This window comes from uncultured Brevundimonas sp. (assembly GCF_963975535.1).
In the GTDB taxonomy this organism is placed as follows: Bacteria; Pseudomonadota; Alphaproteobacteria; order Caulobacterales; family Caulobacteraceae; genus Brevundimonas.
In genome coordinates this window covers 85,976-109,907 of sequence record NZ_CAXBHE010000010.1, presented here as the reverse complement: position 1 = coordinate 109,907, position 23,932 = coordinate 85,976, and the positions used below count along the sequence as shown (strand labels likewise).

18 protein-coding genes and 1 riboswitch are annotated in these 23,932 nt (G+C 67.3%); of the genes, 5 read left to right on the top strand and 13 right to left on the bottom strand.

The window, feature by feature from the left end; all coding sequences use genetic code 11:
• A partial coding sequence (locus tag AACZ75_RS13525; RefSeq protein WP_339873551.1) for an autotransporter domain-containing protein occupies positions 1 to 3,862 on the top strand: 3,862 nt, incomplete at its 5' end.
• A 100-nt stretch (positions 3,863 to 3,962) separates the two neighbouring features.
• On the opposite strand, the gene hemN is transcribed toward AACZ75_RS13525, so the two are convergent.
• The 12 genes from hemN to AACZ75_RS13465 are packed head-to-tail and all read right to left on the bottom strand — an operon-like array spanning position 3,963 to position 18,983.
• A complete protein-coding gene (gene hemN / locus AACZ75_RS13520) occupies positions 3,963 to 5,321 on the bottom strand; it encodes an oxygen-independent coproporphyrinogen III oxidase (RefSeq protein WP_339873550.1) in 1,359 nt (452 codons plus the stop codon).
• Positions 5,318 to 5,899, bottom strand: a complete 582-nt coding sequence (locus tag AACZ75_RS13515; RefSeq protein WP_339873548.1) for a molybdenum cofactor guanylyltransferase — start codon at positions 5,897 to 5,899, stop codon at positions 5,318 to 5,320. Before AACZ75_RS13515 ends, hemN begins: the two co-directional genes overlap by 4 nt.
• Positions 5,896 to 6,567, bottom strand: a complete 672-nt coding sequence (locus tag AACZ75_RS13510) for a carbonic anhydrase (RefSeq protein WP_339873546.1) — start codon at positions 6,565 to 6,567, stop codon at positions 5,896 to 5,898. Before AACZ75_RS13510 ends, AACZ75_RS13515 begins: the two co-directional genes overlap by 4 nt.
• Entirely contained in the window at positions 6,564 to 7,154 is a 591-nt protein-coding gene (locus AACZ75_RS13505; protein ID WP_339873544.1) for a hemerythrin domain-containing protein, read from the bottom strand. The genes AACZ75_RS13510 and AACZ75_RS13505 overlap by 4 nt, the downstream gene beginning before the upstream one ends.
• A 31-nt stretch (positions 7,155 to 7,185) precedes the next feature.
• Entirely contained in the window at positions 7,186 to 8,412 is a 1,227-nt protein-coding gene (locus AACZ75_RS13500) for a hypothetical protein (protein ID WP_339873542.1), read from the bottom strand.
• 1 nt (position 8,413) lies between these two features.
• A complete protein-coding gene (locus tag AACZ75_RS13495; RefSeq protein ID WP_339873540.1) occupies positions 8,414 to 9,526 on the bottom strand; it encodes a peptidylprolyl isomerase in 1,113 nt (370 codons plus the stop codon).
• Positions 9,523 to 10,242, bottom strand: a complete 720-nt coding sequence (gene narI / locus AACZ75_RS13490) for a respiratory nitrate reductase subunit gamma (RefSeq protein WP_339873539.1) — start codon at positions 10,240 to 10,242, stop codon at positions 9,523 to 9,525. Before narI ends, AACZ75_RS13495 begins: the two co-directional genes overlap by 4 nt.
• A gap of 11 nt (positions 10,243 to 10,253) precedes the next feature.
• Positions 10,254 to 10,964, bottom strand: a complete 711-nt coding sequence (gene narJ / locus AACZ75_RS13485; RefSeq protein WP_339873537.1) for a nitrate reductase molybdenum cofactor assembly chaperone — start codon at positions 10,962 to 10,964, stop codon at positions 10,254 to 10,256.
• A 2-nt stretch (positions 10,965 to 10,966) separates the two neighbouring features.
• On the bottom strand, positions 10,967 to 12,490 hold the full coding sequence (narH, locus tag AACZ75_RS13480; RefSeq protein ID WP_339873535.1) for a nitrate reductase subunit beta: 1,524 nt from the start codon (positions 12,488 to 12,490) through the stop codon (positions 10,967 to 10,969).
• Positions 12,487 to 16,230, bottom strand: a complete 3,744-nt coding sequence (locus tag AACZ75_RS13475) for a nitrate reductase subunit alpha (protein ID WP_339873533.1) — start codon at positions 16,228 to 16,230, stop codon at positions 12,487 to 12,489. The genes narH and AACZ75_RS13475 overlap by 4 nt, the downstream gene beginning before the upstream one ends.
• A gap of 2 nt (positions 16,231 to 16,232) precedes the next feature.
• Positions 16,233 to 17,627: an MFS transporter gene (locus AACZ75_RS13470; RefSeq protein ID WP_339873532.1), complete on the bottom strand. Its 1,395-nt coding sequence runs from the start codon at positions 17,625 to 17,627 to the stop codon at positions 16,233 to 16,235.
• A gap of 12 nt (positions 17,628 to 17,639) precedes the next feature.
• Positions 17,640 to 18,983 (bottom strand): nitrate/nitrite transporter, encoded by a 1,344-nt coding sequence (locus AACZ75_RS13465; RefSeq protein WP_339873530.1) that lies wholly within the window; start codon positions 18,981 to 18,983, stop codon positions 17,640 to 17,642.
• Between the two features lie 303 nt (positions 18,984 to 19,286).
• On the opposite strand from AACZ75_RS13465, the gene AACZ75_RS13460 reads away from it, so the two are divergent.
• The gene (locus AACZ75_RS13460; protein ID WP_339873555.1) at positions 19,287 to 20,066 is read left to right on the top strand and encodes a cyclic nucleotide-binding domain-containing protein; all 780 of its coding nucleotides are present in this window, start codon (positions 19,287 to 19,289) and stop codon (positions 20,064 to 20,066) included.
• Here the strand turns inward: AACZ75_RS13460 and moaA are convergent, their stop codons facing one another.
• Positions 20,067 to 21,059 (bottom strand): GTP 3',8-cyclase MoaA, encoded by a 993-nt coding sequence (moaA, locus tag AACZ75_RS13455; protein WP_339873529.1) that lies wholly within the window; start codon positions 21,057 to 21,059, stop codon positions 20,067 to 20,069. It lies immediately after the preceding gene.
• A riboswitch (molybdenum cofactor riboswitch) is annotated at positions 21,049 to 21,185 on the bottom strand. (Overlaps the previous gene by 11 nt.)
• 164 nt (positions 21,186 to 21,349) lie before the next feature.
• Between moaA and modA the strand changes: the two genes are divergently transcribed.
• Genes modA through modC form a run of 3 tightly spaced genes read left to right on the top strand, consistent with a single transcriptional unit; the run spans position 21,350 to position 23,929 of the window.
• The gene (modA, locus tag AACZ75_RS13450; RefSeq protein WP_339873528.1) at positions 21,350 to 22,162 is read left to right on the top strand and encodes a molybdate ABC transporter substrate-binding protein; all 813 of its coding nucleotides are present in this window, start codon (positions 21,350 to 21,352) and stop codon (positions 22,160 to 22,162) included.
• A 7-nt stretch (positions 22,163 to 22,169) separates the two neighbouring features.
• Complete coding sequence (gene modB, locus AACZ75_RS13445; protein WP_339873526.1) at positions 22,170 to 22,865, top strand: molybdate ABC transporter permease subunit; 696 nt, start codon at positions 22,170 to 22,172, stop codon at positions 22,863 to 22,865.
• The gene (gene modC, locus AACZ75_RS13440) at positions 22,862 to 23,929 is read left to right on the top strand and encodes a molybdenum ABC transporter ATP-binding protein (RefSeq protein WP_339873525.1); all 1,068 of its coding nucleotides are present in this window, start codon (positions 22,862 to 22,864) and stop codon (positions 23,927 to 23,929) included. The genes modB and modC overlap by 4 nt, the downstream gene beginning before the upstream one ends.
• Positions 23,930 to 23,932 lie beyond the last annotated feature (3 nt).

Genomic DNA, 23,932 nt, shown 5'->3' with positions numbered 1-23,932 from the left:
GACGGCGGCAGCGGGTGACGCGATCCAGGCCGACGCCTTCGGCGGCAACATCAGCGTCGTCACCACCGGCGCGATCAATGCGGCCCTCGTCGGCATCGAGACGAACAACCGCAATGGCGGGGCGATCTCGATCCTGTCCGGCGGCAGCGTGACGAGCGGCGCGGGGACGAACGGCATCAACGCCCGGAGCAATGGCACGGGCAGCGTCACCATCGGGTCGACGGCCCAGCGCACCGGCCCGGTTGTCGCCGGGGCTACCGGTGTTTTCGCTACCAGCGAAGGCGACATCAATGTCGTCGTCAGCAGCGTCACCGGCGCCACGCGCGGCATCGTCGCCGCGAACCAGCGCACGACGAGCAGTTCCCCCGCGGCGAATGGCCGTGTGGTCATCGACGCGACCGGCCCGGTCATCGGCCAGAGCAGCTTCGGCATCATCGGCGTCAACAACGGTGTGCTCGCCTCCAACACGCTGGTCATCAACGCACTGGGACCGGTGACCTCCACCGGCGGCTCGGGCATCAGCGCCCAGGTCACCAACGGCGGCGGTGACATCACCATCCGCTCCGGCGCGGTGACCGCCAACAGCTCGACCAACGGCACCTGGGACGGCATCTTCGCCGACGGTCGCGGCGACTCGCTGATCTCGATCGCGACGACGGGAACTGTCAGCGGCAGCAACTACGGCATCGACGCCTTCAGCACCGGATCCACCGCGCGGGCCGGCGTGAACATCGCCGCCGGCGGTTCGGTCATCGGCGGCGACGGCCGCTCGGCGATCGCCGTCAACCTGTACGGCCAGGGATCGGCCCAGGTGACCACGGCGGCGGGGACCACCCTGTCGGCACGCGGCGGCGTGGGCGCGCACGTCAACGTCCATTCGGCCACGGGTTCGAACAACGTCCAGATCGACAATTTCGCGTCGATCGGCGGCGTCGGTGCCGACCGCGTGAACATGGGCCTGAACGCCTGGATCGGTTCGGCCACCAACGCCGGTTCGATTGCCATCAACTCGACCGGTGGCACCATCCACGCCATCGAGCGCGGCATCTACGCAAACACCCTGGGCACCGGCTCGATCAACATCGGCGGTACCGCCGGCATCAGCACCGCCATCATCACCGGCCATACCGGCATCCAGGCCCAGACCACGACGGGCGCGATTGACATTCGCACGGCGGCCGGCGGCACGATCGCTCCGGGTGCCGTGGCCGGTATCTTCGCGACGTCCGGTTCCGGGGCCATCACCATCAACCAGGCCGGTGCGATCGGCACGGTCGGCACCGGCAACACCGTCGATCTGGGCATTCTGGCGATCATCGACTCGGGCAACGAGGCCCTGACCATCAACTCGACCGGCGGCATCTACATCTCCGCCGGCACGGGTCTGCAGAGCGCCGGCATCTATGCCGTGCACAACGGCACCGGGGCGATCAACGTCACCACCAGCGGGATCATCGATCCGGGTGCCTATGGTGTGGTTCTTCAGGGGGCCGGCAACGTGGCCTACACGGCCGCCGGCGGCCTGGTCGAGGGTGACCTCGGCGTCTATGCGACCTCCACGACCGGCGGCACGGTCAGCGTCGCGTCGCTGGCCGGGTCCACCATCCTGGGGCTCAACGGCATCGGCGTGCAGGCGGTCGGCACCGGCGGGGCGGTCAACATCGCCACCGGCGGTGCGGTCAGCGGCACCACCTCGGGCGTCGTGGCCAGCAATACCGGTACCGGCGCGACCAGCGTGGTCGTCACCGGCACCGCGACCGGCCAGAACGGTGCGGGGATCAGCGTCACCGGTGCCAATGGCCTGACCACGGTCTCGGCTCTCGGCAACGTCAGCGGCTCCACCGCCGGCATCACCGCCAGCACGACCGGCACGGGGGCCCTGGCCGTCACCAGCGCGGGCACGGTGTCCAGCGCTTCGGGACCGGCCATCAATCTCGCCGCGGGCACAGGCGGGCTGCAACTCAACCTCGGTGGCAATGTCATCTCCGGCACGGGCCCGGCGGTGGTCGCCAGCACGACCGGTTCCGGCGTCGTCAACGTCGCCGCCGGTGCCGTGATCGCCGGACGGGTCAACTCGCCGACCGACTCGGTGATCGCGCTGAACACCGCGTCGGGGACCGCCTCCACCATCAATGTGGCCCAGGGCGCGACCATCCAGGCCGTCAGCGGCTCGGCCTTCACCACCGCCATCCGCGCGACCGGTGGCTCGGTCGTGGTCAACAACAGCGGCAACATCATCGGTCAGGTCGACTTCTCCGCCCTGACCGGCACCAACAGCGGTTCGCTCGCCAGCGGCGTCGGCACCACGTTCCAGACCGGCGGCCTGTCGACATTCAGCGTCGGCAACGACACCTTCGTCAACGCCGGACAGCTGATCACCCAGGGTCAGTCGACGACGTTCGACTTCCGCGGTGGGACCAATGTGTTCAACAACAGCGGCACGGTTCGCGTCGGCACCGCACCGGTCCTCTCGGGCGGCTCGGTCTTCCGCCTGACCGGTCTGACCACCCTGAACAACAGCGGCACCCTGCAGCTGGTGAACGGCGTGGCCGGGGACAGCCTGATCGCTCCGGGCGCGACCTACGTCGGTTCCGGCGCGGCGCGTCTGGCGGTCGACACCCGGATCGGCGGCGCGGCTCCGGTCTCGGATGTGCTGACGGTCGGCTCCACCTCGGGGCGTACCACCGTCCTCATCAACGACGTCACGCCGGCAGGCAGCTTCAGTGCCAACAACCCGACCGGCGTCCTGATCGTCTCGGGCACCACCCACGCCGGTGACTTCGTCCTCGACGCCGGCTCCAGCTATTACAACGCCAATGTGTTCGGCGGCGTGATCGAGAGCCAGGGCATGTTCTACAGCCAGCTGGCCGTGGATCCGGCCCGGGGGACCGTGCTGATCAGCGCGCCCAAGGTTCAGGCCTACCAGTTTGCGACGCTTGGCCGACAGGCCCAGGCGGTCTGGCACGGCACCGCACCGCGGACCGAACGCCAGGCTGAAGTCCGTGACCAGCTGGCGGCCGGTTCCGCCACCGGCGGCTTCTGGGTCGACGTCAACGGGACGCGCCAGTCGCGCGATGCCGAACAGACCGCAACCAACCTCGCCGGCCCGGTGACCTACAACACCGGCTATGACCAGCATGTCACCTCCGCCATCGTCGGTGTGGACCGGGTGCTTCAGCTCGGCGATGCGGCCTGGGTCGTCGGCGGCGCGATCGGTCACGTCGACTCCCGCGCCGACTTCTCGCAGGGCAACGCCGCGATCGACATGAGCGGCGTCACCGTCAGCGGCTATGCCTCCGTGGTTCGCAATGGTCTGTTCGCCTCGGCCTCGATCGGCTTCAACAGCCTGGACGCCGAGATCAAGGCCCGCGACCTGGCCGGCTTCACCGAGCAGGAGACCCAGGTCAAATCGCTGGGGGCCGCGATCGAGGTCGGGGTCCGGACGCCGCTCTCCAACGGCATGGTGTTCGAACCGAGCGTCGGCCTGGCCTATGTCGACAGCCAGGTCGACGGATTTGCCGCGGCCGGTGCCGGCTTCGGCGAACAGAACGGCGAGAGCCTTCGGGTTTCGCTGGGGGTCCGGATGTCCGGGGCCCTGGAGGACAGTTCCGACTGGGCGACCCGCTATCACGTCTCGCTGCGCGGCATCGGTGAGACCCTCGGGGACAACGAGATGGTGCTGACCAGCGGCGGTCCGGCGCTGACTCTGGCGGATCGTTTTGACACGCCGTTCGCAGAGCTGCGCGCGGGCATGACGAGCCAGAAGGGCAGTGGCTGGTCCGTCTACGGCGACGGCGTGGTGCGCTACAACAACGACTACAACGAGCTGGGTGTGACCATCGGTCTGCGCCTGAAATACTGATCCCACGACCAGGACCAGCGAGGACGGGCCGGGGGGCAACCCCCGGCCCGTTTGCTGTCGGGCCAGGGTCAGGGCCGCAGGAAGGGGCCGGTGACGGCCGTCAGATGGCCGCGCTGTGCCGCTTCGGTGCGATGACCGACCGGTTGTCGAAACAGGCGGCGACCACCCGGACCAGCCGGGCCATGTCCGAGGGCACGCGAACCCGGCGTCCCTCGACCTGACACAGGCCGTCCGCCGTGAGGGCGCGGGCCCCGGCGATCGCCGGATCCAGCGTCGACACCTCGCGCCCATGATCCAGGCACACCGCCCCGACATCGACCTGGAGGTCGCACATCAGACGTTCGATCACCGTCCGGCGCAGCCGGTCGTCCGAGGTGGTTTCCAGCTGGCGGCCGACCGGCAGGCGCCCGGCCGCAATGTCTGCGGCCCAGTCGTCGACGCGCAGCCGGTTCTGGGCATAGGCAAAGGGCAGGCTGCTGATCGCCGAGGGGCCCACACCGATCAGCACCGACGACGGATCGTCCGTATAGCCCTGGAAGTTGCGATGCAGGGTGCCCTCGGCCAGGCGCGCGGTCATCGGGTCGTCCGGGCGGGCATAATGGTCCATGCCGATGCGGACATAGCCGTGCGCCGCCAGCACCGACTCGGCGGCCTCGGCCTGGGCCCAGCGCCCGGACACATCGGCCAGGTCCGCGTCGCGGATCACGGCCTGGTGCTTCTTCATCCACGGCACATGGGCGTAGCCGAACAGGGCGACCCGGTCGGGTTCCAGCGCCAGCGCGGTCGCCATGCTGGCGGCGACATTGGCGCAGGTCTGGCCGGGCAGGCCGTACATCATGTCGAAATTGATCGCCGCGACCCCGCCGCCGCGCAGGTCGTCGACGGCGGTGGCGACCTGTTCAACGGGCTGGAACCGGTTGACCAGGCGCTGGACCTCGGGATCGAAGGTCTGCACGCCGAGGCTGGCGCGGGTCACGCCCGCCGCGCCCAGACCCCCGGCAAACTCGCGCTGCAGGGTGCCGGGGTCGAGTTCGACCGCGACCTCGGCCCCCGGACGCAGGCGGAACCGGGTGGCCAGCAGGGCCAGAAGGTCGGCGAAATCGCCGGTGTTGAGGCTGTTGGGGCTGCCACCGCCGAAATGCAGATGGGCCGTGCCGGCGTGGGCGGGCAGGGCCTCGCCCCACAGGTCGATCTCACGCTTCAGCTGGTCGAGGAACCGGGCGACCCGCGCATAGCCGTTGGGCACACTGGTGTGGCAGCCGCAGTACCAGCACAGCCGCTCACAAAAGGGGATGTGGGCATAGATCGACAGGGTGTCATGGGACTGGATATCGCCCAGCCATCGGCGGGTGTCTGCGTCATCCGGGGCCGGCTGGAAGGCCAGGGCGGTGGGATAGCTGGTGTAGCGCGGCAGGGCCCGGGTCGCGTGGGTCAGCTGGCGGTCGGACAGGGTGGTCATCGCGTCATCGCCTCTGCGCGGGCCAGGTCTTCGCCGGTGTTGATGTTGAGAAACGGGTCCCGATCTTCCACTGGCCAATCGACGACGACGCGACCGGCGGCCTCGCTGAGACCGTTCAGGGACAGCTGTCCGGCCCTGGCCCTCTGGATGAGAACGGGCAGGGCGGAGGTGCGCCACAGGGCGCAGACCGGATGCCGTCGTCCGTCGCTGGCGGCGACGGCGACGCCCGTGTCGCCGGTCAGGGCAAGATCGAGCCGGGCCAGCAGGTCAATGGGCAGGAAGGGCATGTCGCATGGTACGGACAGGACGCGGTCCGCGCCGTTGGCATCCGCCCAGGCGAGGGCCGAGGCCAGGCCGCCGAGCGGGCCGGGGATGTCCGGATCATCAAGGATGACCTGGCCCTTGGTCTCGCTGACCTGCTCCGGGTCACGCAGGACCAGGACCGTCGGGGCTCCATATCTTCCGACCGCCTGCAACGCATGGGTCAAGAGGCTGACACCCGCCAGCCGGCGAGCGGGCTTGGCTCCGCCGATCCGTTGCCCGGTCCCCCCCGCGAGAACGGCCGTGACGATGCTCATGACGATCGCCCCCGGCCCGGTATGCGCGGACGCGACCGGGGCTGGGAGCGGGCCTGCTCAAGACGGCTGACGTCGGCGGGGCCGGTGATCGTGGTCTCCATGTCCCGAACCAGACCGTCGCGTATCGAATAGATCCAGCCGTGAATGGACAGGGGCTGGCCACGCTTCCAGGCGTCGGTGATGAACGGGTTGCGGGACAGGGCCCGGACCTGGGCCAGCACGTTCTTTTCGCAGATGAAATTGACCCGCGCCTCGGGGTCCTGGATCGCCGCGAGCTCGCTGTCATGGTCCTCGTACAGTCGTTGCACGCGTTGCATCCAGTGATCGATGATCCCGTGCCGCTGTCCGTCGAGCACGGCGCGCACCCCGCCGCAGCCGTAGTGGCCGCAAACGATGATGTGGCGAACCTTCAGGGACTCGAGCGCGAACTGCAGCACGGCCAGCAGGTTCATGTCCTGGGCCGGGGCGAGGTTGGCGACATTGCGATGCACGAACAGTTCGCCGGGTTCCAGGCCGACGATCTCGTTTGCCGGGACACGGCTGTCCGAACAGCCGATCCACAGATATTCGGGTGACTGTTGCGCGGACAGCCGCCGGAAATATTCCGGGTCGATCCGGGCCTTGGCGGCCGCCCATTCCAGGTTGTTGCGGAGCAGGTCGTTGATCATACGCTGCCGCCCGACGGTTCCAGGCCGTCCGCAGGGCGTTCGTCCTCTGTCCTGTCCAGAACAACGCCCCGGCGCGCGGCCATCCGGGTGCTGAGCGCGCGCAGGTCCCCGGGCGTCAGGCGCAGGCGGGCGATCGGCAGGATGATCGCATTTTCCAGTGCGATATGGCGGCGTTCGTGCAGGGCGAAATCCGTGAACAGCCGGCGCGTCTCCAGGTCATGCCCCGGGGGGCGTCCCTCGGCCAGCGCCTGCTCCAGCAGGGTGGTCAGGACGCGGGTCTGTTCCATGTCGTCGCGATGCTCCGCGGACAGGGAGCCCAGCAACGGGCCCAGTTCATCTTCCGGCAGGCAGCGACGGCGGAGCAGGGGGAACAGATCCTCTTCCTCGTCGATGATGTGCAGGGCCATGTCCTGGCGCAGGAAGGTCAAGATTTCTTCCGTCTCCTCGCGCAGAAGGACGGTCGCGGTGCCGACGCGTTCGATCAGGCGACACAGTTGCCGGTGGCGATAATGTTCAGCGAACAGCCAGTTCAGCGGTTCATGAACCAGCTCCGCGGGCAGGGGCTCGATCTGCGGCTTCTGGCTCATCCGAGATGACCTCCCTGCTCCGCCATCGCGTCTAGAATCGATAGTCCAGGGCGACCCAGATCTTGGTGCGATCGGGGAAGGCGGCCTGGGCTCCGTCAAAATGGGCCGCCTTGATCTCGATGGCTTTTCGCGGGTCCAGAACCAGCCGTCCCGTCAGGTCCAGTTCGCGGCCGTAACGGCTGTTTCCGTCGGCGTCGCGGATGTCACGCCAGGAGGCGGCGAGCGTGGCGCTGCGACCGACGGGCGGATGGGCAATCGCATAGCTGGCCGTGGCGGAGACGTCGCGCAGCCCGTCCCGGGGCGTGTTCAGGAAGACGTCGGCCCAGCCCTGGAAGGCATGCAGGGTCGCCAGGGGGGTCTGGAAGGCCTGGGCCCCGTTGCCGTCGAGCCGCTCAACAGCCAGGGTTCCGGTCAGGGGGCCGTGTTTCAATCCGGCGGAGACCAGGCCGTAGTCCAGATCGAAATTGGCCGGGTTGGCTCCGTAGTCGGACTGACGCGCATAGTCGACGGCGTACAGGGCCGACCAGTCGGGCGACAGGGCGTGGCTGCCCTCAAGCCGCGCGCCCCACGTCGATGAGGACTGGGCCGGGGCATTGGCGAAATCCAGCAGATAGCCATAGGTCGTCAGTCGGCCCACCGGCGTCACGGCCTCGACATTGACCAGGTGGCTGTCGGAGCGCCATTCCCCGACCGGACTGTCGTTGCCGAAGATCCGGTGGACCCGGTCGATCCAGACATAGGTCACGGTCAACGGCTTCAGGGCCCGGGTCGTCACCTTGACGGCGTCGAAGGTCTGTTCGTTTTGACGGAAGCCGACATTGCCGACAAACCGGGCGTTGCCGAGAATGATGCGCTGGCGGCCCAGAACGACCTCGGTGTCCGGCAGGCCGGTCCAGGTCAGTTGCAGGCGGTTCAGCTCGATCGCTTCCGGGTCGGCCACCACCGGATAGCGGGCGGGACCGTGGATGGTGTCATTGTAGTCGTCGACCAGGGCCACGACGCCCTCGCCCTCGACCAGCAGGCGAAAGCCTGACCACGCCGGACTCTGCCAGCCGAGGCGGGCGCGCAGGGTCACCGCCGTCGCATCGTCCAGGCCGTCCTGGCTGACGCCTTCATAGCGCAGGCGACTGTCGAACAGGATATCGCCCGTCTGCGTCGATGCAGCGGCCGGGCCGGCGGCCGGGGCCTGGGCGAGGGCCATGCCGGGGGCCGCGGTCAGGGCAAGGGCCAGCAAAGTGGCAGGCGTGAAAGGCTTCATGTCAATTTCTGCGAATGAGGGTGAAGGTGTTCTTCCGGACGGCCAGTTTCGATTTCAGAATCGCCTGGACGCAGGCCAGGGCCGGGTCGCTGGAGCCCTGGGCGGCCGAGATCAACCGGGTCCAGCGCTCGTCGTCGGCCCCCTGGGCGAAGTGGGCGATCTCCCGCTGAACGAAGGCGGCGAATCCGATCCCTGCGGCGTCCGCAACCTCCCGGGCCCGGGCGGCGAGGGCCGGGTCGGCCTCGTCCAGCCAGGCTTCCAGCCGGGCTGCGACCGCGGCCTGATTGTTCAAAAGGTCACCCAGCGACAGGGCCCCGTTCGACACGGTACCGTCGATGGTGACGGTGAGCGCCACGCCACGTTCCCGGGCCTCGGCGGCAAGTCCGGACACATAGCGGGTCGCGGCCGCAGTCCAGGCGCGGCTCTCCAGATGCAGGGAGATCTGTGGCTGGACGTGTTCGAACGGCAGCCGCTGGCCGTCGATGCGCCGGTCGAGGCGCAGAATGTGCCAGCCGAAGCGCGATCGAACTGGCTCGGATGCGGTCTCACCGGCCTGGAGCCGGTCCAGTCCGGCCTCGACCTCGGGGGCGAGATCCCCGGGAGAGAGCTGGCCGAGGGAGCCGCCGACGCCCTTGGACGGACAGTCCGAGAGGGCCGTCGCCAGGGCGGCGAACCGGGACGGATGCTGGGCCAGCTCGGCGATAGCCGTCCTGGCGATGACCTCGGCCGCGGCCCAGGCCGCCGCGTCGTCGCCCTTGGGCGCGCACAGGATATGCGAGGCCTGGGTCAGGCGGGGTGTGCGGAACCGGTCGGGCGCGCTGTCGTAGACCCGGCGACATTCGCTTTCGTCGGGCCGCCCGACCGTGATCTCGGCATCGAGAACCGCGCGCACGAGGGCCTCTTCCGGCGTCTCCTCACGGCCGTCCTCGTCCAGCTCCGCCTCGGCGGTCAGACCCAGCTGGTGGGCGCGATCCAGAAGCAGGGCCTTGATGGCCAGGGCGTGCCCCGCGGCCGTGCGGGCCGCCTCGATCGTGGGGCCCGGGTGATTCTGGGCCTCCTCGGCGATGAGACGCTCGGGAAGCTCAACCCCGTCGACGACGATGACGGCGCTCATTTGGTCCGCTCCGCGGTGCGGCGCGTCGGCGGCATCGGCTGCTTGCTGCGCACCAGCTGCCAGCCACGACGGTTCAGATACCAGATCGGGGCCGACAACATGTGCACCAGCCGGGTGAACGGGAAGATCAGCAGAAGGGTCAGGCCGAGGGTGATGTGAGCCTTGAAGACCCAGCTGACGTCGGTGATGTAGCTGGCGCTGTAGGGGTTGAGGGTGAAAATTCCCTGGGCCCAGTTCATGAATTTGATCATCTCGCTGCCGTCACGGTGTCCCAGGGACAGCGGGATGGTCGCCAGGCCGAGGCACAGCTGGACCAGCAGGATCACCAGGATGGCGATGTCGCCGAAGCTGGACGTGTTGCGGATCCGCGGATCAAACAGCCGCCGGTGCAGCAGCAGCAGGCCGCCGGCGAGGCAGAACACCCCGGCGATGCCGCCCGCGACGATGGCCAGCATCTGCTTGAAGCCGTGGGTGACCAGGAAGAAGTCCCACACGATGACGGGCGTCAGCAGGCCGACGAAATGGCCCGCGAAGATCGACAGGATCCCGACGTGGAACAGGATGGAGCCGAGCACCAGTTGCTTGCGCCGCAACAGCTGGGAGGAGCCGGTCCGCCAGGTGTATTGCTCACGATCGAACCGCAAGACGGATCCGATCGCCAGCACGGCCAGGGCGATATAGGGGTAAACCCCGAACGCGATGAAATTCAGGTCCATGGCGGAGTTCCTCAGGCGGCCGCGTCGGAGCGACGGCTTTTTTCGGGGGGCGGTGCGGCGTTCATCGCGGACAGGATGGAATCAGCCTTGGGACAGCCGACCTCTCCCGGTCCGAAGCTGACGGCCGTTTCTTCCCACGACTTGTCGAGGGCCTCGAGATCGTCGGGGTCCTCGTCCGGTTCCTGCATCAGGGCTGCCACAGCGTCGGTATCGGGGGCTGCATCGGCCAGGTTCGACAAGGCCCCGAAGACGGCCCGATACGGGCTTTCCCGCTTGTGCAGCCGCTCGGTCAGGGCGGCCAGGACGTGGGCCCCTTCACCCAGCAGGGAGGCGGCTTCGGCGTCCGGCAGGGTGGACAGGAAGTCGAGGAAGACCGGCAGGTGGTCCGGCAACTCCTTGGCTGACAGCTCCAGCCCGTACGAGGCGTAGAGCTCGACCAGGGCGGCCATGGCCTGACCCCGGTCGCGGCTTTCGCCGTGGATATGCTCGTACAGGTTCAGCGACAGGGACCGGGTCCGGTCGAACAGCTGCACAAAGCCCTCCTGCAGATCGTAGAGGTCGTCGTGTTCCAGCATGCCGGCCAGTTTTTCCAGCGATCGCACGATCGGCTCGGGGACGAGGCCTTCGGTGCGGATGGCGTCGATGGCCGCCGGTGCGGTGGCCTGGATTTCGGCCGTCGGATAGCTGAGCATCAGGGCCAGCGCGCGATAGGTCAGGGCCATGATCAAGCCACCTCTGCTGTCGGTTTGGCGCGTGAGCGCTTGTCGGGCCCGAACAGACCCAGTTCGGTGCGACCGCCGGAGCAGCCGTTGCCGAAGGTGAAGCCGCAGCCACCGCGGATGTCGAAGGCGTCCTCGGCGGTCTCGCGGTGGACCGACGGGATAACGAACCGGTCCTCGTAGTCGGCGATGGCCATGATCTTGTACATGTCGTCGATCTGGGCCGCGGACAGGCCGACCTTGGCCGCGAGGGCGTGGTCGATACGGCCGTCGATGGTCTTGGCCCGCATATAGGCGCGCATGGCCAGCATCCGCTGCAGCGCCAGGGTCACCGGGGCCTCGACGCCGGCCGTAAGCAGATTGGCGAGGTATTTGACCGGGATGCGCAGCTTGTGCACGTCCGGCATTTCGCCGTCCATTTCCAGCGCCCCGACAGCCGCCGCGTTCTGGATCGGTGACAGCGGCGGGACGTACCAGACCATCGGCAGGGTCCGGTATTCGGGGTGGAGCGGAAAGGCGATCTTCCAGTCCATGGCCATCTTGTAGACCGGGCTGCGCTTGGCCCCCTCGATCCAGGCGTGGGGGATGCCGTCGGCCCTGGCCTGGGCGATCACCGCCGGATCGTGCGGATCCAGGAAGACGTCGAGCTGGGCCTGGTAGAGGTCCTTTTCGTCGACACTCGCCGCCTCGCTGATGCGATCGGCGTCATAGAGCAGCACACCCAGGTAGCGGATGCGCCCGACGCAGGTCTCGGAACAGACGGTCGGCTGGCCGACCTCGATGCGCGGGAAGCAGAAGGTGCATTTCTCGGATTTGCCCGAGTCCCAGTTGTAGTAGATTTTCTTGTAGGGACAGGCCGAGACGCACATCCGCCAGCCGCGGCACTTGTCCTGATCGATCAGAACGATGCCGTCCTCTTCGCGCTTGTAGATCGCGCCCGACGGACAGGCGGCGACGCAGGTCGGGTTCAGGCAGTGCTCGCACAGCCTGGGCAGGTACATCATGAAGGTGTTTTCAAACTCGCCGTACATCTCCTTTTCGATGTCGGCGAAATTGTAGTCCTTCGACCGTTTGGCGAATTCGCCCCCGAGAATTTCTTCCCAGTTCGGGCCCCACTCGATCTTCTCCATCCGCTGACCGGTGATGGCCGAGCGCGGACGGGCCGTGGGGAAATGTTTCATTTCCGGCGCGGTCTGGAGGTGGGCGTAGTCGAAGTCGAACGGCTCGTAATAGTCGTCGATCTCGGGCAGGTCCGGATTGGCGAAAATCTTGGCCAGGATGCGCCATTTCGCGCCCATCCGCGGCTCGATGTCGCCGTTCTTCTTGCGCCGCCAGCCACCGTTCCAGCGCTTCTGGTTCTCCCAGTCCTTGGGATAGCCGATGCCGGGCTTGGTCTCGACGTTGTTGAACCAGGCGTATTCAACGCCCTTGCGGCTGGTCCAGACGTTCTTGCAGGTGACGGAGCAGGTGTGACAGCCGATACATTTGTCGAGGTTCAGCACCATGCCGATCTGGGCGCGGACCTTCATTGGGCTGGCTCCTTGGCTTGAGAAAAGTCGCCGAGTGGCTCGTCGAGCCAGTCGACCTTGGTCATCTTGCGGATGATTACGAACTCGTCGCGGTTCGACCCCACGGTGCCGTAGTAGTTGAAGCCGTAGGACAGCTGGGCGTAGCCGCCGATCATGTGCGTCGGCTTGGGCACAATCCGGGTGACCGAGTTGTGGATGCCGCCGCGGCGACCGGTGATCTGGGACCCCGGCGTGTTCACGATCTTTTCCTGGGCGTGATACATGAAGGTGGTGCCTTCACGGATCCGCTGGGACACCACCGCCCGGGCCGTGATGGCCCCGTTGGCGTTGAACAGTTCGACCCAGTCGTTGTCGACCACGCCGATACGGCGGGCGTCGGTTTCCGAGATCCAGATGACAGGACCGCCCCGGTTGAGGGTCAGCATCATCAGGTTGTCGGAATAGGTCGAGTGGATGCCCCATTTCTGGTGCGGGGTGATGAAGTTCAGCGCGATCTCGGGCTCGCCGTTCGGCTTCAGGCCCTTGACCGACAGGGTCTTCATGTCGAGCGGCGGACGATAGACGCACAGCGACTCACCGAAGGCCCGCATCCACAGGTGATCCTGATACAGCTGTTGCCGGCCGGTCAGGGTGCGCCACGGAATCCGCTCGTGCACATTGGTGTAGTTGGCCGTGTAGCAGACGTGTTCGGACTCCAGACCCGACCAGATCGGCGAGGAGATGATCTTGCGCGGCTGGGCCACGAGGTCGTTGAACCGGATCTTCTCCTCTTCCTTCGGCAGGGCCAGGTGGGTGTGGTCGCGGCCGGTCTGTTTGGACAGGGCGGCCCAGGCCTTGACGGCGACCTCACCGTTGGTTTCCGGAGCCATCATCAGCACGGCCTCGCAGGCGTCGACCACGTCGTGGATCGAGGCCCGGCCCTGGGAAACGCCCTCGTCGAGGACCTCACCGTTCAGGGCTTTCAGCAGCTCGACCTCGTGTTCGGTGTTCCAGGCCAGGCCCTTGCCGCCATTGCCGATCTTTTCCATCAGCGGGCCGATGGAGGTGAACTGCTTGTAGAGGTTCGGGTAGTCCCGCTCGACGATGGTGATCTGCGGCATGGTGCGGTTGGGGACCGGCTCGCATTCGCCCTTCCACCAGTCGTGGACCTCGGACGCCTGGGCCAGTTCGGCCGGGCTGTCGTGCTGGATCGGGGTGAGGACGACGTCCTTCTCGACGCCGAGCACCTCGGGGCAGACCTCCGAGAAGGTCTTGGCCAGGCCGCGGAAGATGTCCCAGTCACTGCGGGCTTCCCAGGCCGGATCCACCGCCGCCGTCAGCGGGTGGATGAACGGGTGCATGTCCGAGGTGTTGAGGTCGTTCTTCTCGTACCAGGTGGCCGTCGGCAGGACGATGTCGGAATAGACGGCCGTGGTGGACATGCGGAAGTCCAGCGTGACCAGCAGGTCCAGCTTGCCCTCCGGGGCCTCCTCGCGCCAGGTCACCTCGGTCGGCTTGACGCCGCCCGACTCGCCCAGGTCGGCCCCCTGGACGCCGTGGCTGGCCCCCAGCAGGTGCTTGAGGAAATACTCGTGTCCCTTGCCCGACGACCCGAGCAGGTTGGAGCGCCAGATGAACATGTTGCGCGGCCAGTTGGCCGGATCGTCCGGGTCCATGCAGGACATTTCGAGCGACCGGTCCTTGAGCGCCTTGACCGTATAGTCCTTCGGATCGACCCCGGCCTCGATGGCGTCCCGGGCGACCTGAAGGGGATTGGTCTTCAGGGCCGGCGAGGAGGGCAGCCAGCCCATGCGTTCGGCGCGGGCGTTGAAGTCGATCAACGAGCCACCCCAGTCCCCGGCGGGGGCCGTCGGCGACATGATTTCACGGGGGGTGACGGTCTCATAACGCCACTGGTTGGTGTGGGCGTAGAAGAAGGAGGTCGAGTTCTGCTGACGCGGCGGACGGTACCAGTCGAGGCTGAAGGCCACCGGGGCCCAGCCGGATTGCGGCCGCAGCTTTTCCTGGCCGACATAGTGGGCCCAGCCGCCACCGGACTGACCGACGCAGCCGCACATGACCAGCATGTTGATGACCGCACGGTAGTTCATGTCCATGTGGAACCAGTGGTTCATCGCCGCGCCGATGATGACCATCGACTTGCCGTTGGTCTTTTCGGCATTGCCGGCGAAGCCGCGGGCCACCGCGATGATCTGGTCCCGCGGCACGGAGGTCATGGCCTCGCCCCAGGCAGGCGAATATGGCTCCGGATCGTCGAAGTCCTTGGGCATATGATCGCCGCCGAAGCCCTGGTCGACACCGTAATTGGCGAGGAACAGGTCGTAGACGCAGGCCACCAGGGCCTCGCCGTCCTTCAGCTTCATGCGCTTGACCGGCACGTTGCGGACGAGGACGTCGGGGTGATCGCTGGAGGCAAAACCGTTGGTGGCGGTGTTGGCGAAATAGGGGAAGCGGACGCCGACAACCTCGTCGTGGTCATCCTTGAGGCCGAGGCGCAGGCGGGTTGCCTTGCCGCCGGTCTCCTTCTCCTCGAGGTTCCATTTGCCGTCCTCGCCCCAGCGGAAGCCGATGGAGCCGTTCGGCACCACCACTTTTCCGGTGGTTTCGTCGAGGGCGACGGTCTTCCATTCCGGATTGTTGGTCTCGCCCAGCGACTTGCTGAAGTCGGACGCGCGCAGCTGGCGTTCGGCGACAAGGCCGCCGTCCTGCGGGACCAGGCGAACCAGCATGGGCAGGTCGGAATACTGGCGCAGGTAGTCGCGGAAATACGGCACCTGGCGGTCGACGTGGAACTCCTTGAGGATCACATGACCGAAGGCCATGCCCAGGGCCGCGTCGGTTCCCTGTTTCACCGCCAGCCACAGGTCGGCGAATTTCGAGGCCTCGGAATAGTCGGGGCAGATGACCGCCGACTTGGCCCCGCGATAACGGGCCTCGGTATAGAAGTGGGCGTCGGGCGTGCGCGTCTGCGGCACGTTCGACCCCCACAGCAGCAGGAAGCCGGAGTTGAACCAGTCGGCCGATTCCGGCACGTCGGTCTGCTCGCCCCAGGTCTGGGGCGAGGCCGGGGGCAGGTCGCAGTACCAGTCATAGAACGAGCCGCTGACGCCGCCCATCAGCTGCAGGTATCGGGCACCGGCGGCATAGGACAGCATCGACATGGCCGGGATCGGCGAGAAGCCGAAGATCCGGTCGGGGCCCCAGCGCTTGACGGTGTAGGCATTGGCCGAGGCGATGATCTCGTTGACCTCGTCCCATTCGGCGCGGACGAAGCCGCCTGACCCGCGCATCTGGATGTAGTCATCGCGTGCGGCCGGGTCGTCCTGGATCGAGGCCCAGGCGGCGACCGGGGGCAGGGTGGCCCGTGCCGCCCGCCAGTGCTTCAGCAGGCGCGAGCGAATCAGCGGGTATTTCACCCGGTTGGCGGAATACAGATACCAGCTGTAGCTGGCCCCACGGGCGCAGCCGCGCGGCTCGTGGTTCGGCAGGTCCGGGCGGGTGCGCGGATAGTCGGTCTGTTGGGTCTCCCAGGTGACGATCCCGCCCTTGACGTAGATCTTCCAGGAGCACGAGCCCGTGCAGTTCACCCCATGGGTCGAGCGTACGATCTTGTCGTGACGCCAGCGGTTTCGATAGGCCTCCTCCCAGCTGCGGTCGTCGTCGTTCATGACGCCGTGCCTGTCGGAAAACAGCTCGGTCTTGCGCGTGAAGAAGGCAAGGCGGTCGAGGGTATGGCTCATGATCAGACTGCCGCTTTGAGGGAGAGATTCAGGGGCGAACGCGGTCGGGCGTAGTAGACCCAGTTGACGGCCGCGCAGGTCGCGTAGAAGGCGCAGAAGAGGTAGAGGGCCGTCATGGGGCCGCCGGTCGCCTTCATCGAGTTGGCAAAGGCCAGCGGGATGAAGAAGCCGCCGTAGGCGCCGAGGGCGGACGAGAAGCCGACGATGGCCGCCGATTCCAGTTCCGACTGTTTCCGGCGTTCATCCGGCGAGGCGTCGGGCATCAGCCGCGGCATGTCGGTTCGCACCAGGGCCGGGATCATCTGGAAGGTCGAGGCATTGCCCACGCCGGTCCAGAAGAACAGCCAGATGAAGCTCGCAAAGAACAGGCTGAAGACCGGTTCGCCGCCGAAGGCCCCGACGCTGTAGAGGACGGCCAGGACGCCGGCGATCAGGGCGTAGAAGACGATCTGGGTGACGTTCTGACCACCCCAGCGGTCGGAGACCCAGCCTGTCAGCGCCCGGGACGCCGCGCCGACCAGCGGGCCGAGGAAGGCGATCTGAAGGATGTTGACGTCGGGAAACAGGGTCTTGCCCAGCAGGGGAAACGCCGCCGAGAAACCGATGAACGAGCCGAAGGTGCCGATGTAGAGGTAGCACATCAGCCAGTTGTGCTTGCGCTTGAAGATCACCGCCTGGGTCTTGAAGGAGGCCTTGGCCGAGGTGATGTCGTTCATCCCGAACCAGGCCGCGGTCGCCGACGCCAGCAGGAAGGGGATCCAGACGAAGCCTGCGTTCTGAAGCCAGATCTCGCTCTCGACGCCCTTGTCGACGGCGATCTGGGGCGCACCGACAACGGGTGCGAACAGGCCGAGCGTGATCACCAGGGGCACGGCGAACTGCATCACACTGACGCCGAGATTGCCGAAGCCGGCGTTCAGCGCCAGGGCGTTGCCCTTTTCCGCCTTCGGATAAAAGAAGCCGATGTTGGACATGGACGAGGCGAAATTGCCGCCCCCCAGACCGCAGAGCAGCGCCAGGGTGACGAACACCCAGTAGGGCGTGTCGGGGTTCTGGACCGCCAGCCCGATCCCCAGCGCCGGGATGACCAGGGACAGGGTCGACAGGGCCGTCCAGCGCCGTCCACCGAAGATCGGCACCATGAAGCTGTAGAAGATGCGCAGCGTCGCGCCCGAGAGCGCCGGCAGGGCGGCCAGCCAGAACAGCTGGGACGTTTCGAACTTGAATCCGATCAGTGCCAGCTTGGCCACCACCATCGACCAGACCATCCAGACCGAGAAGGCCAGCAGCAGGTTGGGCACCGAGATCCAGAGGTTGCGGGCGGCGATCCGCTTGCCGGATGAAGCCCAGAAATCGGGGTCTTCCGGACGCCAGTCGTTCAGAACATGACGGGACATATGCGTCTTTCTCTAGCTCGAGCGCGGGGAGGCGGCGGCGGTGGCCCTGTCGGGACCGACGCCAGCCAGTTCGGGGAATTCCGGGAGGGTGGCCAGGTCGGGGGAGCGTCGGCGCTCCATCCGGCGCACGGCCAGGTGCATCCAGAGCAGGGCTCCGGAGACCAGCAGGAACAGCAGCATGAAACAGCTGGTCCAGACGCCGGTCAGATCGTTCAGGGCTCCGAAGGCGATCGGCAGGATGAAGCCGCCCAGGCCACCGATCATGCCGACCAGACCGCCGACCGCCCCGACGTGGTCCGGGTAGTAGACGGGGATGTGCTTGTAGACCGCGGCCTTGCCCAGGCTCATGGCGAAGCCCAGTATGAAGACCAGCACCACAAAGGCGGGCAGGCTCAGGGCCAGCCTGAACTGGATCGGTCCCTGGATGCCGTCCACCACATAGGTCGTGGCCGGATAGGCGAGGATGAAGGTGCAGACGGCGCTGAGGGCGAAGGTCAGGTACATGACCTTGCGTGCGCCGATCCGGTCCGACAGCCAGCCGCCGAATACCCGGAACAGCGAGCCGGGGATCGAATAGGCGGCGGCCAGCATGCCGGCGGCCCCGATGCCGAGGCCGTAGGCTCCGGTCAGGTAGTGCGGCAGCCACAGGGCGAGCGCGACGAAGCCGCCGAAGACGAAGAAATAGTAGAGCGAAAAGCGCCACACCCGGATGTCCTTCAGCGGCGTCAGCTGCATCCAGGCCGTGACCGGCTTCTGGCCCGTACGGCGGCGCTCGGCGATCTCGGGCTCGTCGCGGGTCAGCAGGAAGGCGAGGATGGCGATGACCAGCAGCGCGCCGGCCCAGACCTGGGCCACGGCTTCCCAGCCGAGGGCCAGCATCACGAACGGGGCTGCGAATTTGGTAACGGCAGCGCCGACATTGCCGGCACCGAAGATGCCGAGGGCTGTGCCCTGGCGACTGGCAGGGTAGAATTTCGAGACATAGGCGACGCCGACCGCAAATGCCCCGCCGGCCAGGCCGACGCCGAGCGCCGCGACCAGGAACTGGGTATAGGTTTCAGCGTAGGACAGCAGGAAGGTCGCCGCGGCGGCCAGGACCATGACGACCAGGTTGACGATGCGTCCGCCGAACTGACCGGTCCAGACGCCCAGGAAGATCCGCGACAGCGACCCGGTCAGGATCGGTGTGCCGACCAGAAGGCCGAACTGGGCCTCGGTGAGGTTGAGGTCGGCTTTGATCTGGACGCCGATGATCGAGAAGATCGTCCAGACGGCAAAACAGGCGGTGAAAGCGAAGGTGCTGACCCAGAGTGCGGACCTGGCCCCTGGGGCCGGCGCTTCGGAAACGGAGACCATTCCGGTCTTCTCCATCGATCAGGGCCGCCCTCCGGCCCGTCTGCGATGTTCATTATCTCCGGCGCGGCACGTGAAGATTGATCCTTGTCAATTTGCGCTGTTTCCAGGCGCTTTATATTGAGTATTTGATTGATAAATGAAAGCAAATCGACCCTGTTTGGGCGCGTGATTGCTTTAGGTTTCTATTGTGTTTGATAAAGGTCAAATGGTAGGTCACTGTGAACCGAGGGGCAGAATTCCGGGCCCCGATTCCTGTAGGCGAGACCCAGCCATCCTGATCCAGATTCGGAGCCCTTCATGACCATGCGCGAGTCCGACCTCGATCGGGTCAAGGCCCTGCCGCTGTTCTCCAGGGCCTCGCCCGAGGTTTTCCGCGACGTGACCGGGGGCGCGTTCCTGCAGCGCTTTCCGGCCGGCACCACCCTGCTGATGGAAGGCGATACGGTCGACTTCCTCTACGTCCTGCTGGACGGCATGGTCGAACTGCAGGGCTCGTGGAAGGAGAAGGAGACCACGCTGGCGCTGCTGCGTCCGGTGTCGACCTTCATTCTCGCGGCCGTGGTTCTGGATGCCGATGCCCTGATGTCGGCGCGCACGCTGGAGCGATCCGAGATCCTGATGCTGTCGGGCGAGGCGTTGCGTCGCGTGATGCGACAGGACGCCGATTTCAGCTTTGCCGTGGCCCAGGAGCTGTCCGGCTGTTACCGCGGTCTGGTCCGGGCCGTGAAGAACCAGAAACTGCGGGGCGGTGCCGAGCGGCTGGCCAACTATCTGGTCACCCAGCGCATTCGTCAGAACTCGGTCGAGACGATCGTGCTGCCGCATGAAAAGCGGGTGCTGGCGTCTCTGCTGGGCATGACGCCGGAAAACCTGTCCCGGGCCTTCGCCAGCCTGGCCAAATACGGCGTGGTCGTGCGCGGCGGCGAAGTGACCCTGAGCCGGCCCGAGGCCCTTGAACGCCTGGCCCGCCCGTCGCCGTTGATCGACAACCACATGCCGCCGCGCGACGGCGTCATCGGCAAGGCCGAGAGCGAGCGCTGGAGTTCGGCGACCGGGCGCAGTTGTGGTTACGTCTCGAGCTGATCAGCCGCCCAGCTGGGCCAGGTTCTTCAGGTCGCCGGACAGGCCCTGGGCCAGTTGATGACTCCAGGTCTTGCCGGTCAGGCCGGAAACGATGCGGGCGTTCAGAAGGTCGCGATCATCGTCATCCTGGAGCAGGTCGCGCAGATCGACCCCGCCGTCCCCGAACAGGCACAGGCGCAGCTTGCCCCGTGACGTCACCCGCAGCCGGTTGCAGCTGTCGCAGAAGCCGGGCGCATAGGGCGCGATCAGACCGATCGACCCGGCGTGATCGGGGTGGCGATATTCGAGGGCCGGGCCGGCATCGATGGCCCGAGGCCCCGCCGTCCAGCCGTTGCGATCCAGCCAGTCGCGCAGGCCCTGGGCCTTCACATGGTGGGCGGCGAAATAGTCGTGATTGTCGGTGGTCTTCATCAGTTCGATGAAGCGGACGGTGACCGGCCGGTCGCGCACGAAACGGGCCCAGGCGTCGAAGCCGGCCTCGGCCGTCTGACGCAGCAGGACAGCATTGACCTTTACGGCGGAGAAGCCTTCGACCAGGGCCATGTCCAGTCCGGTCAGGACCTGGTTCAGCCTGTCGTGGCCGGTGATCTGCCGGAACACCTCCGGATCGATCGAGTCGATGCTGATGTTGATGTGGCTCAGGCCCGAGGCGCGCCAGTCGGAGATGTGCCGGGCCAGGTTCCAGCCATTGGTGGTCACGGCGACCTTGGCGACGCCGGGCGAGGCCGCGACGGTGCTGATGATGTCGTTGAAGTCCTTGCGCACCGTCGGCTCGCCGCCGGTCAGGCGCACCTTGCTGAGGCCGAGGTCGGAGAAGCCGGCGACCAGGCGGCGAATCTCGTCGACGGTCAGGAAGGACAGCGGCCCGCTCTTCTTCCAGCCGTTCGGCAGGCAGTAGGTGCAGCTGAAATTGCAGACCTCCGTCACGGAGAGACGGAGATAGTGAAACCGACGCCCGAAGGTGTCGGCCGCGGGGGCGGCATCGAGTGCCATGGAAGCTCCTTTCCAAATGCGGGAGGCGAGGGGATTTCTCCCGGCGCCCTCGATCCTTGCGGATCCGGCGACCGGACCGTGGCGTCGAAGCGCTGTAGGCCGGGCCGCTCGGAGCGAACTCACCATGAGCCATAGGCGCTCCTCCCGCCATTCACTTTGACGCGGGACTCCCACAGGCTTGATGAACATCAAGATCGGCCCCAATGCCGTTGCGCCGCCGGCCGACCCGGCCATGCTAGACAGCGGGACGACGGGCCGAGTGACCCGACCAATGGGGGAGGCCCGGACCGATGCAGCAGACGGGAACCGGCATGGGGCGACGCGAGGGGCTGATGCTGATCGCCGCCACCGTCCTGACGGCCTGTACGCCGCGACAGGTGTCGGGGCCGCCACCGATTGACCTGTTCGCCGCCGCCAGCCTGCGCGAGGTTCTGGACGCCCTCGCCGCCGATCATCTGAACAAGACCGGCCGGACCGTCCGGGTCACCTATGCCGGCAGCGCCCAGCTGGCGCGCCAGATCGACCAGGGCGCGCCGGCCGATCTGTTCGTCTCGGCCGATGAGGCATGGATGGACTGGCTGGACGCGCGTGGCCACGTCGAGACCGCGACCCGGCGTCGGGTCGCGGGCAACCGTCTGGTGCTGATCGCTCCGGCCGGTGCCCCGGATGCGCCGGTGGACCTGACCCCGGCATTCGCCCTGAATCAACGTCTCGGGGACGGCCGGCTGGCCATGGCCGACGTCGGCGTTCCCGCCGGTCGCTATGGCCAGCAGGCGCTGACTCACCTTGGTCTGTGGGCGAGTGTCGAGAGCCGTCTGGCCCCGGGAGACAGTGTCCGCGCGGCCCTGGCGCTGGTCGCGCGGGGAGAGGCCCCGCTGGGCGTGGTCTACGCGACCGATGCCCGTGCCGAACCCCGGGTCCGGGTGGTGGCGACCTTTCCGGCCGGCAGTCATGCGCCGATCGTCTATCCGGCGGCGCGGCTGCGGCGGTCGCAGGGCGGCGGTGACGCGGCGGCGGCCCAGGCCGTTCTTGACCGGATGTCCGGTGCCGACGGTCAGGCGGTATTCCAACGGTTCGGTTTTACCCGGTCGCCGGTTCGATGAGCCGATGATGACGCCTCTCAGCCCCGAGGAACTGCAGATCATCGGCCTGTCGCTGAAGGTGGCACTGACGGCGACGCTGTTCAGCCTGCCGCCGGGCATCGCCCTGGCCTATCTGCTGTCGCGCTACAACTTCCCCGGCAAGGCCCTGCTGTCGGGCCTGACCCATCTGCCGCTGGTCCTGCCGCCGGTGGTGACCGGCTATGCCCTGCTGCTGCTGTTCGGGCGCAACGGGCCGCTGGGCAGCTGGCTCGAGCCGATGGGCATCGTGTTTGCCTTCGACTGGACCGGGGCGGCCCTGGCGGCTGCGGTGATGGGCTTTCCGCTGCTGGTGCGGGCCGTGAGCCTGTCGTTCGACATGATCGATCCCCGGATCGAGCGGGCGGCCGAGACCCTCGGGGCGACGCCCGCTGTCCGCTTTGTGACGATCACCCTGCCGCTGGCCTTGCCGGGGATCGCGGCGGGCACCGTACTGGCCTTCGCCAAGGCGCTGGGCGAGTTCGGGGCCACCATCACCTTCGTGTCGAGCATCCCCGGCGAGACCCGCACCCTGCCGCTGGCGATCTACAGTCTGACCCAGGTGCCGGGCGGCGAGGCGGCGGCGCTGCGACTGGTCCTGATCTCGGTCGGGGTATCGATCGCGGCCCTGCTGGTCTCGGAATGGGTCGCCCGGACGGCGGCGCGTCGGGTCGGGAGGGTCGCATGATGCTGGAGGTCTCGGCCCGGATCGTCCGCGGCGACTTCGCCCTCGAGGTCGGGTTCGCCAGCGATGCCCGGATCACCTGTCTGTTCGGACGCTCCGGCTCGGGCAAGACCAGCGTGGCCGAACTGGTCGCCGGCCTGATCCGGCCGGACCGGGGGCGGGTGACCCTGGCCGGAGATGTTCTGTTCGACAGTGACGCCGGTGTGTCGGTCCCGTCGTGGAAACGCCGCATCGGCTACGTGTTTCAGGATGTCCGCCTGTTTCCGCATCTGAGCGTACGCGACAATCTGCTCTATGGCGCGCGCCGGTCCGGAGACATCAGTCCGGCGCTGGACCAGACGGCAGCCCTGCTGGGCCTTGAGGGGTTGCTGGATCGCCGGCCGGGGTCGTTGTCGGGTGGCGAGGCCCGGCGTGTGGCGATCGGACGGGCCCTGCTGACCCGGCCGCGCCTGTTGATCCTCGACGAACCCCTGGCCGGGCTGGACGGCGCGCGACGCGGTGACCTGCTGCCGTATCTTGACCGGCTGGCGCAGGACGGGCCGCCCATCCTCTACGTCAGCCATGCCGTCGACGAGGTCGCGCGGCTGGCCGACCGGGTGGTGCTGGTCGGCGAGGGGCGGGCGCTTGAGGCAGGACCGCCGGACCTGGCCTTTGATCGCCCCGAAGCCGAGGCGGCGGCCGGGCTGAGCGCCCCCCTGTCGATTCTGAACGGGCAGGTGATCGCGCATGATCCGGCAAGCAACGCCACACGCATCGACCTGGCCGGAACCGCGTTTCTGTCGCCGCTTCTCGACGTGGCACCGGGTGAACGGGTCCGGGTCATCGTCGACGCCCGCGACGTCGCCCTGGCCCTGATCGACCCGGTCGAGGCCAGTTTCCAGAACCGGCTGCCGATGCGAATCGCGACGATCGAGGCGCGCCCGGACGGCCTGCTGGTCCGGCTTGAGGCGGGGGCTCTGCGGCTCAAGGCCCTGATCACCCGGCAGGCGGGTGAACAACTGGCGCTGGTTCCGGGACGTTCGGTGATCGCCCTGGTCAAGGCCACGGCCTCGGCGCGCTACGCCTGAGGT

Bases quoted from the DNA above. Each gene is read 5' to 3' on its own strand.
- hemN (WP_339873550.1), bottom strand. From the start codon at position 5,321: ATGACCACCCTGTCCGACCGCCAGCTGACCCACGCGACCCGGGCCCTG.
- AACZ75_RS13515 (WP_339873548.1), bottom strand. From the start codon at position 5,899: ATGAGCATCGTCACGGCCGTTCTCGCGGGGGGGACCGGGCAACGGATC.
- AACZ75_RS13510 (WP_339873546.1), bottom strand. From the start codon at position 6,567: ATGATCAACGACCTGCTCCGCAACAACCTGGAATGGGCGGCCGCCAAG.
- AACZ75_RS13505 (WP_339873544.1), bottom strand. From the start codon at position 7,154: ATGAGCCAGAAGCCGCAGATCGAGCCCCTGCCCGCGGAGCTGGTTCAT.
- AACZ75_RS13500 (WP_339873542.1), bottom strand. From the start codon at position 8,412: ATGAAGCCTTTCACGCCTGCCACTTTGCTGGCCCTTGCCCTGACCGCG.
- AACZ75_RS13495 (WP_339873540.1), bottom strand. From the start codon at position 9,526: ATGAGCGCCGTCATCGTCGTCGACGGGGTTGAGCTTCCCGAGCGTCTC.
- narI (WP_339873539.1), bottom strand. From the start codon at position 10,242: ATGGACCTGAATTTCATCGCGTTCGGGGTTTACCCCTATATCGCCCTG.
- narJ (WP_339873537.1), bottom strand. From the start codon at position 10,964: ATGGCCCTGACCTATCGCGCGCTGGCCCTGATGCTCAGCTATCCGACG.
- narH (WP_339873535.1), bottom strand. From the start codon at position 12,490: ATGAAGGTCCGCGCCCAGATCGGCATGGTGCTGAACCTCGACAAATGT.
- AACZ75_RS13475 (WP_339873533.1), bottom strand. From the start codon at position 16,230: ATGAGCCATACCCTCGACCGCCTTGCCTTCTTCACGCGCAAGACCGAG.
- AACZ75_RS13470 (WP_339873532.1), bottom strand. From the start codon at position 17,627: ATGTCCCGTCATGTTCTGAACGACTGGCGTCCGGAAGACCCCGATTTC.
- AACZ75_RS13465 (WP_339873530.1), bottom strand. From the start codon at position 18,983: ATGGTCTCCGTTTCCGAAGCGCCGGCCCCAGGGGCCAGGTCCGCACTC.
- AACZ75_RS13460 (WP_339873555.1), top strand. From the start codon at position 19,287: ATGCGCGAGTCCGACCTCGATCGGGTCAAGGCCCTGCCGCTGTTCTCC.
- moaA (WP_339873529.1), bottom strand. From the start codon at position 21,059: ATGGCACTCGATGCCGCCCCCGCGGCCGACACCTTCGGGCGTCGGTTT.
- modA (WP_339873528.1), top strand. From the start codon at position 21,350: ATGCAGCAGACGGGAACCGGCATGGGGCGACGCGAGGGGCTGATGCTG.
- modB (WP_339873526.1), top strand. From the start codon at position 22,170: ATGACGCCTCTCAGCCCCGAGGAACTGCAGATCATCGGCCTGTCGCTG.
- modC (WP_339873525.1), top strand. From the start codon at position 22,862: ATGATGCTGGAGGTCTCGGCCCGGATCGTCCGCGGCGACTTCGCCCTC.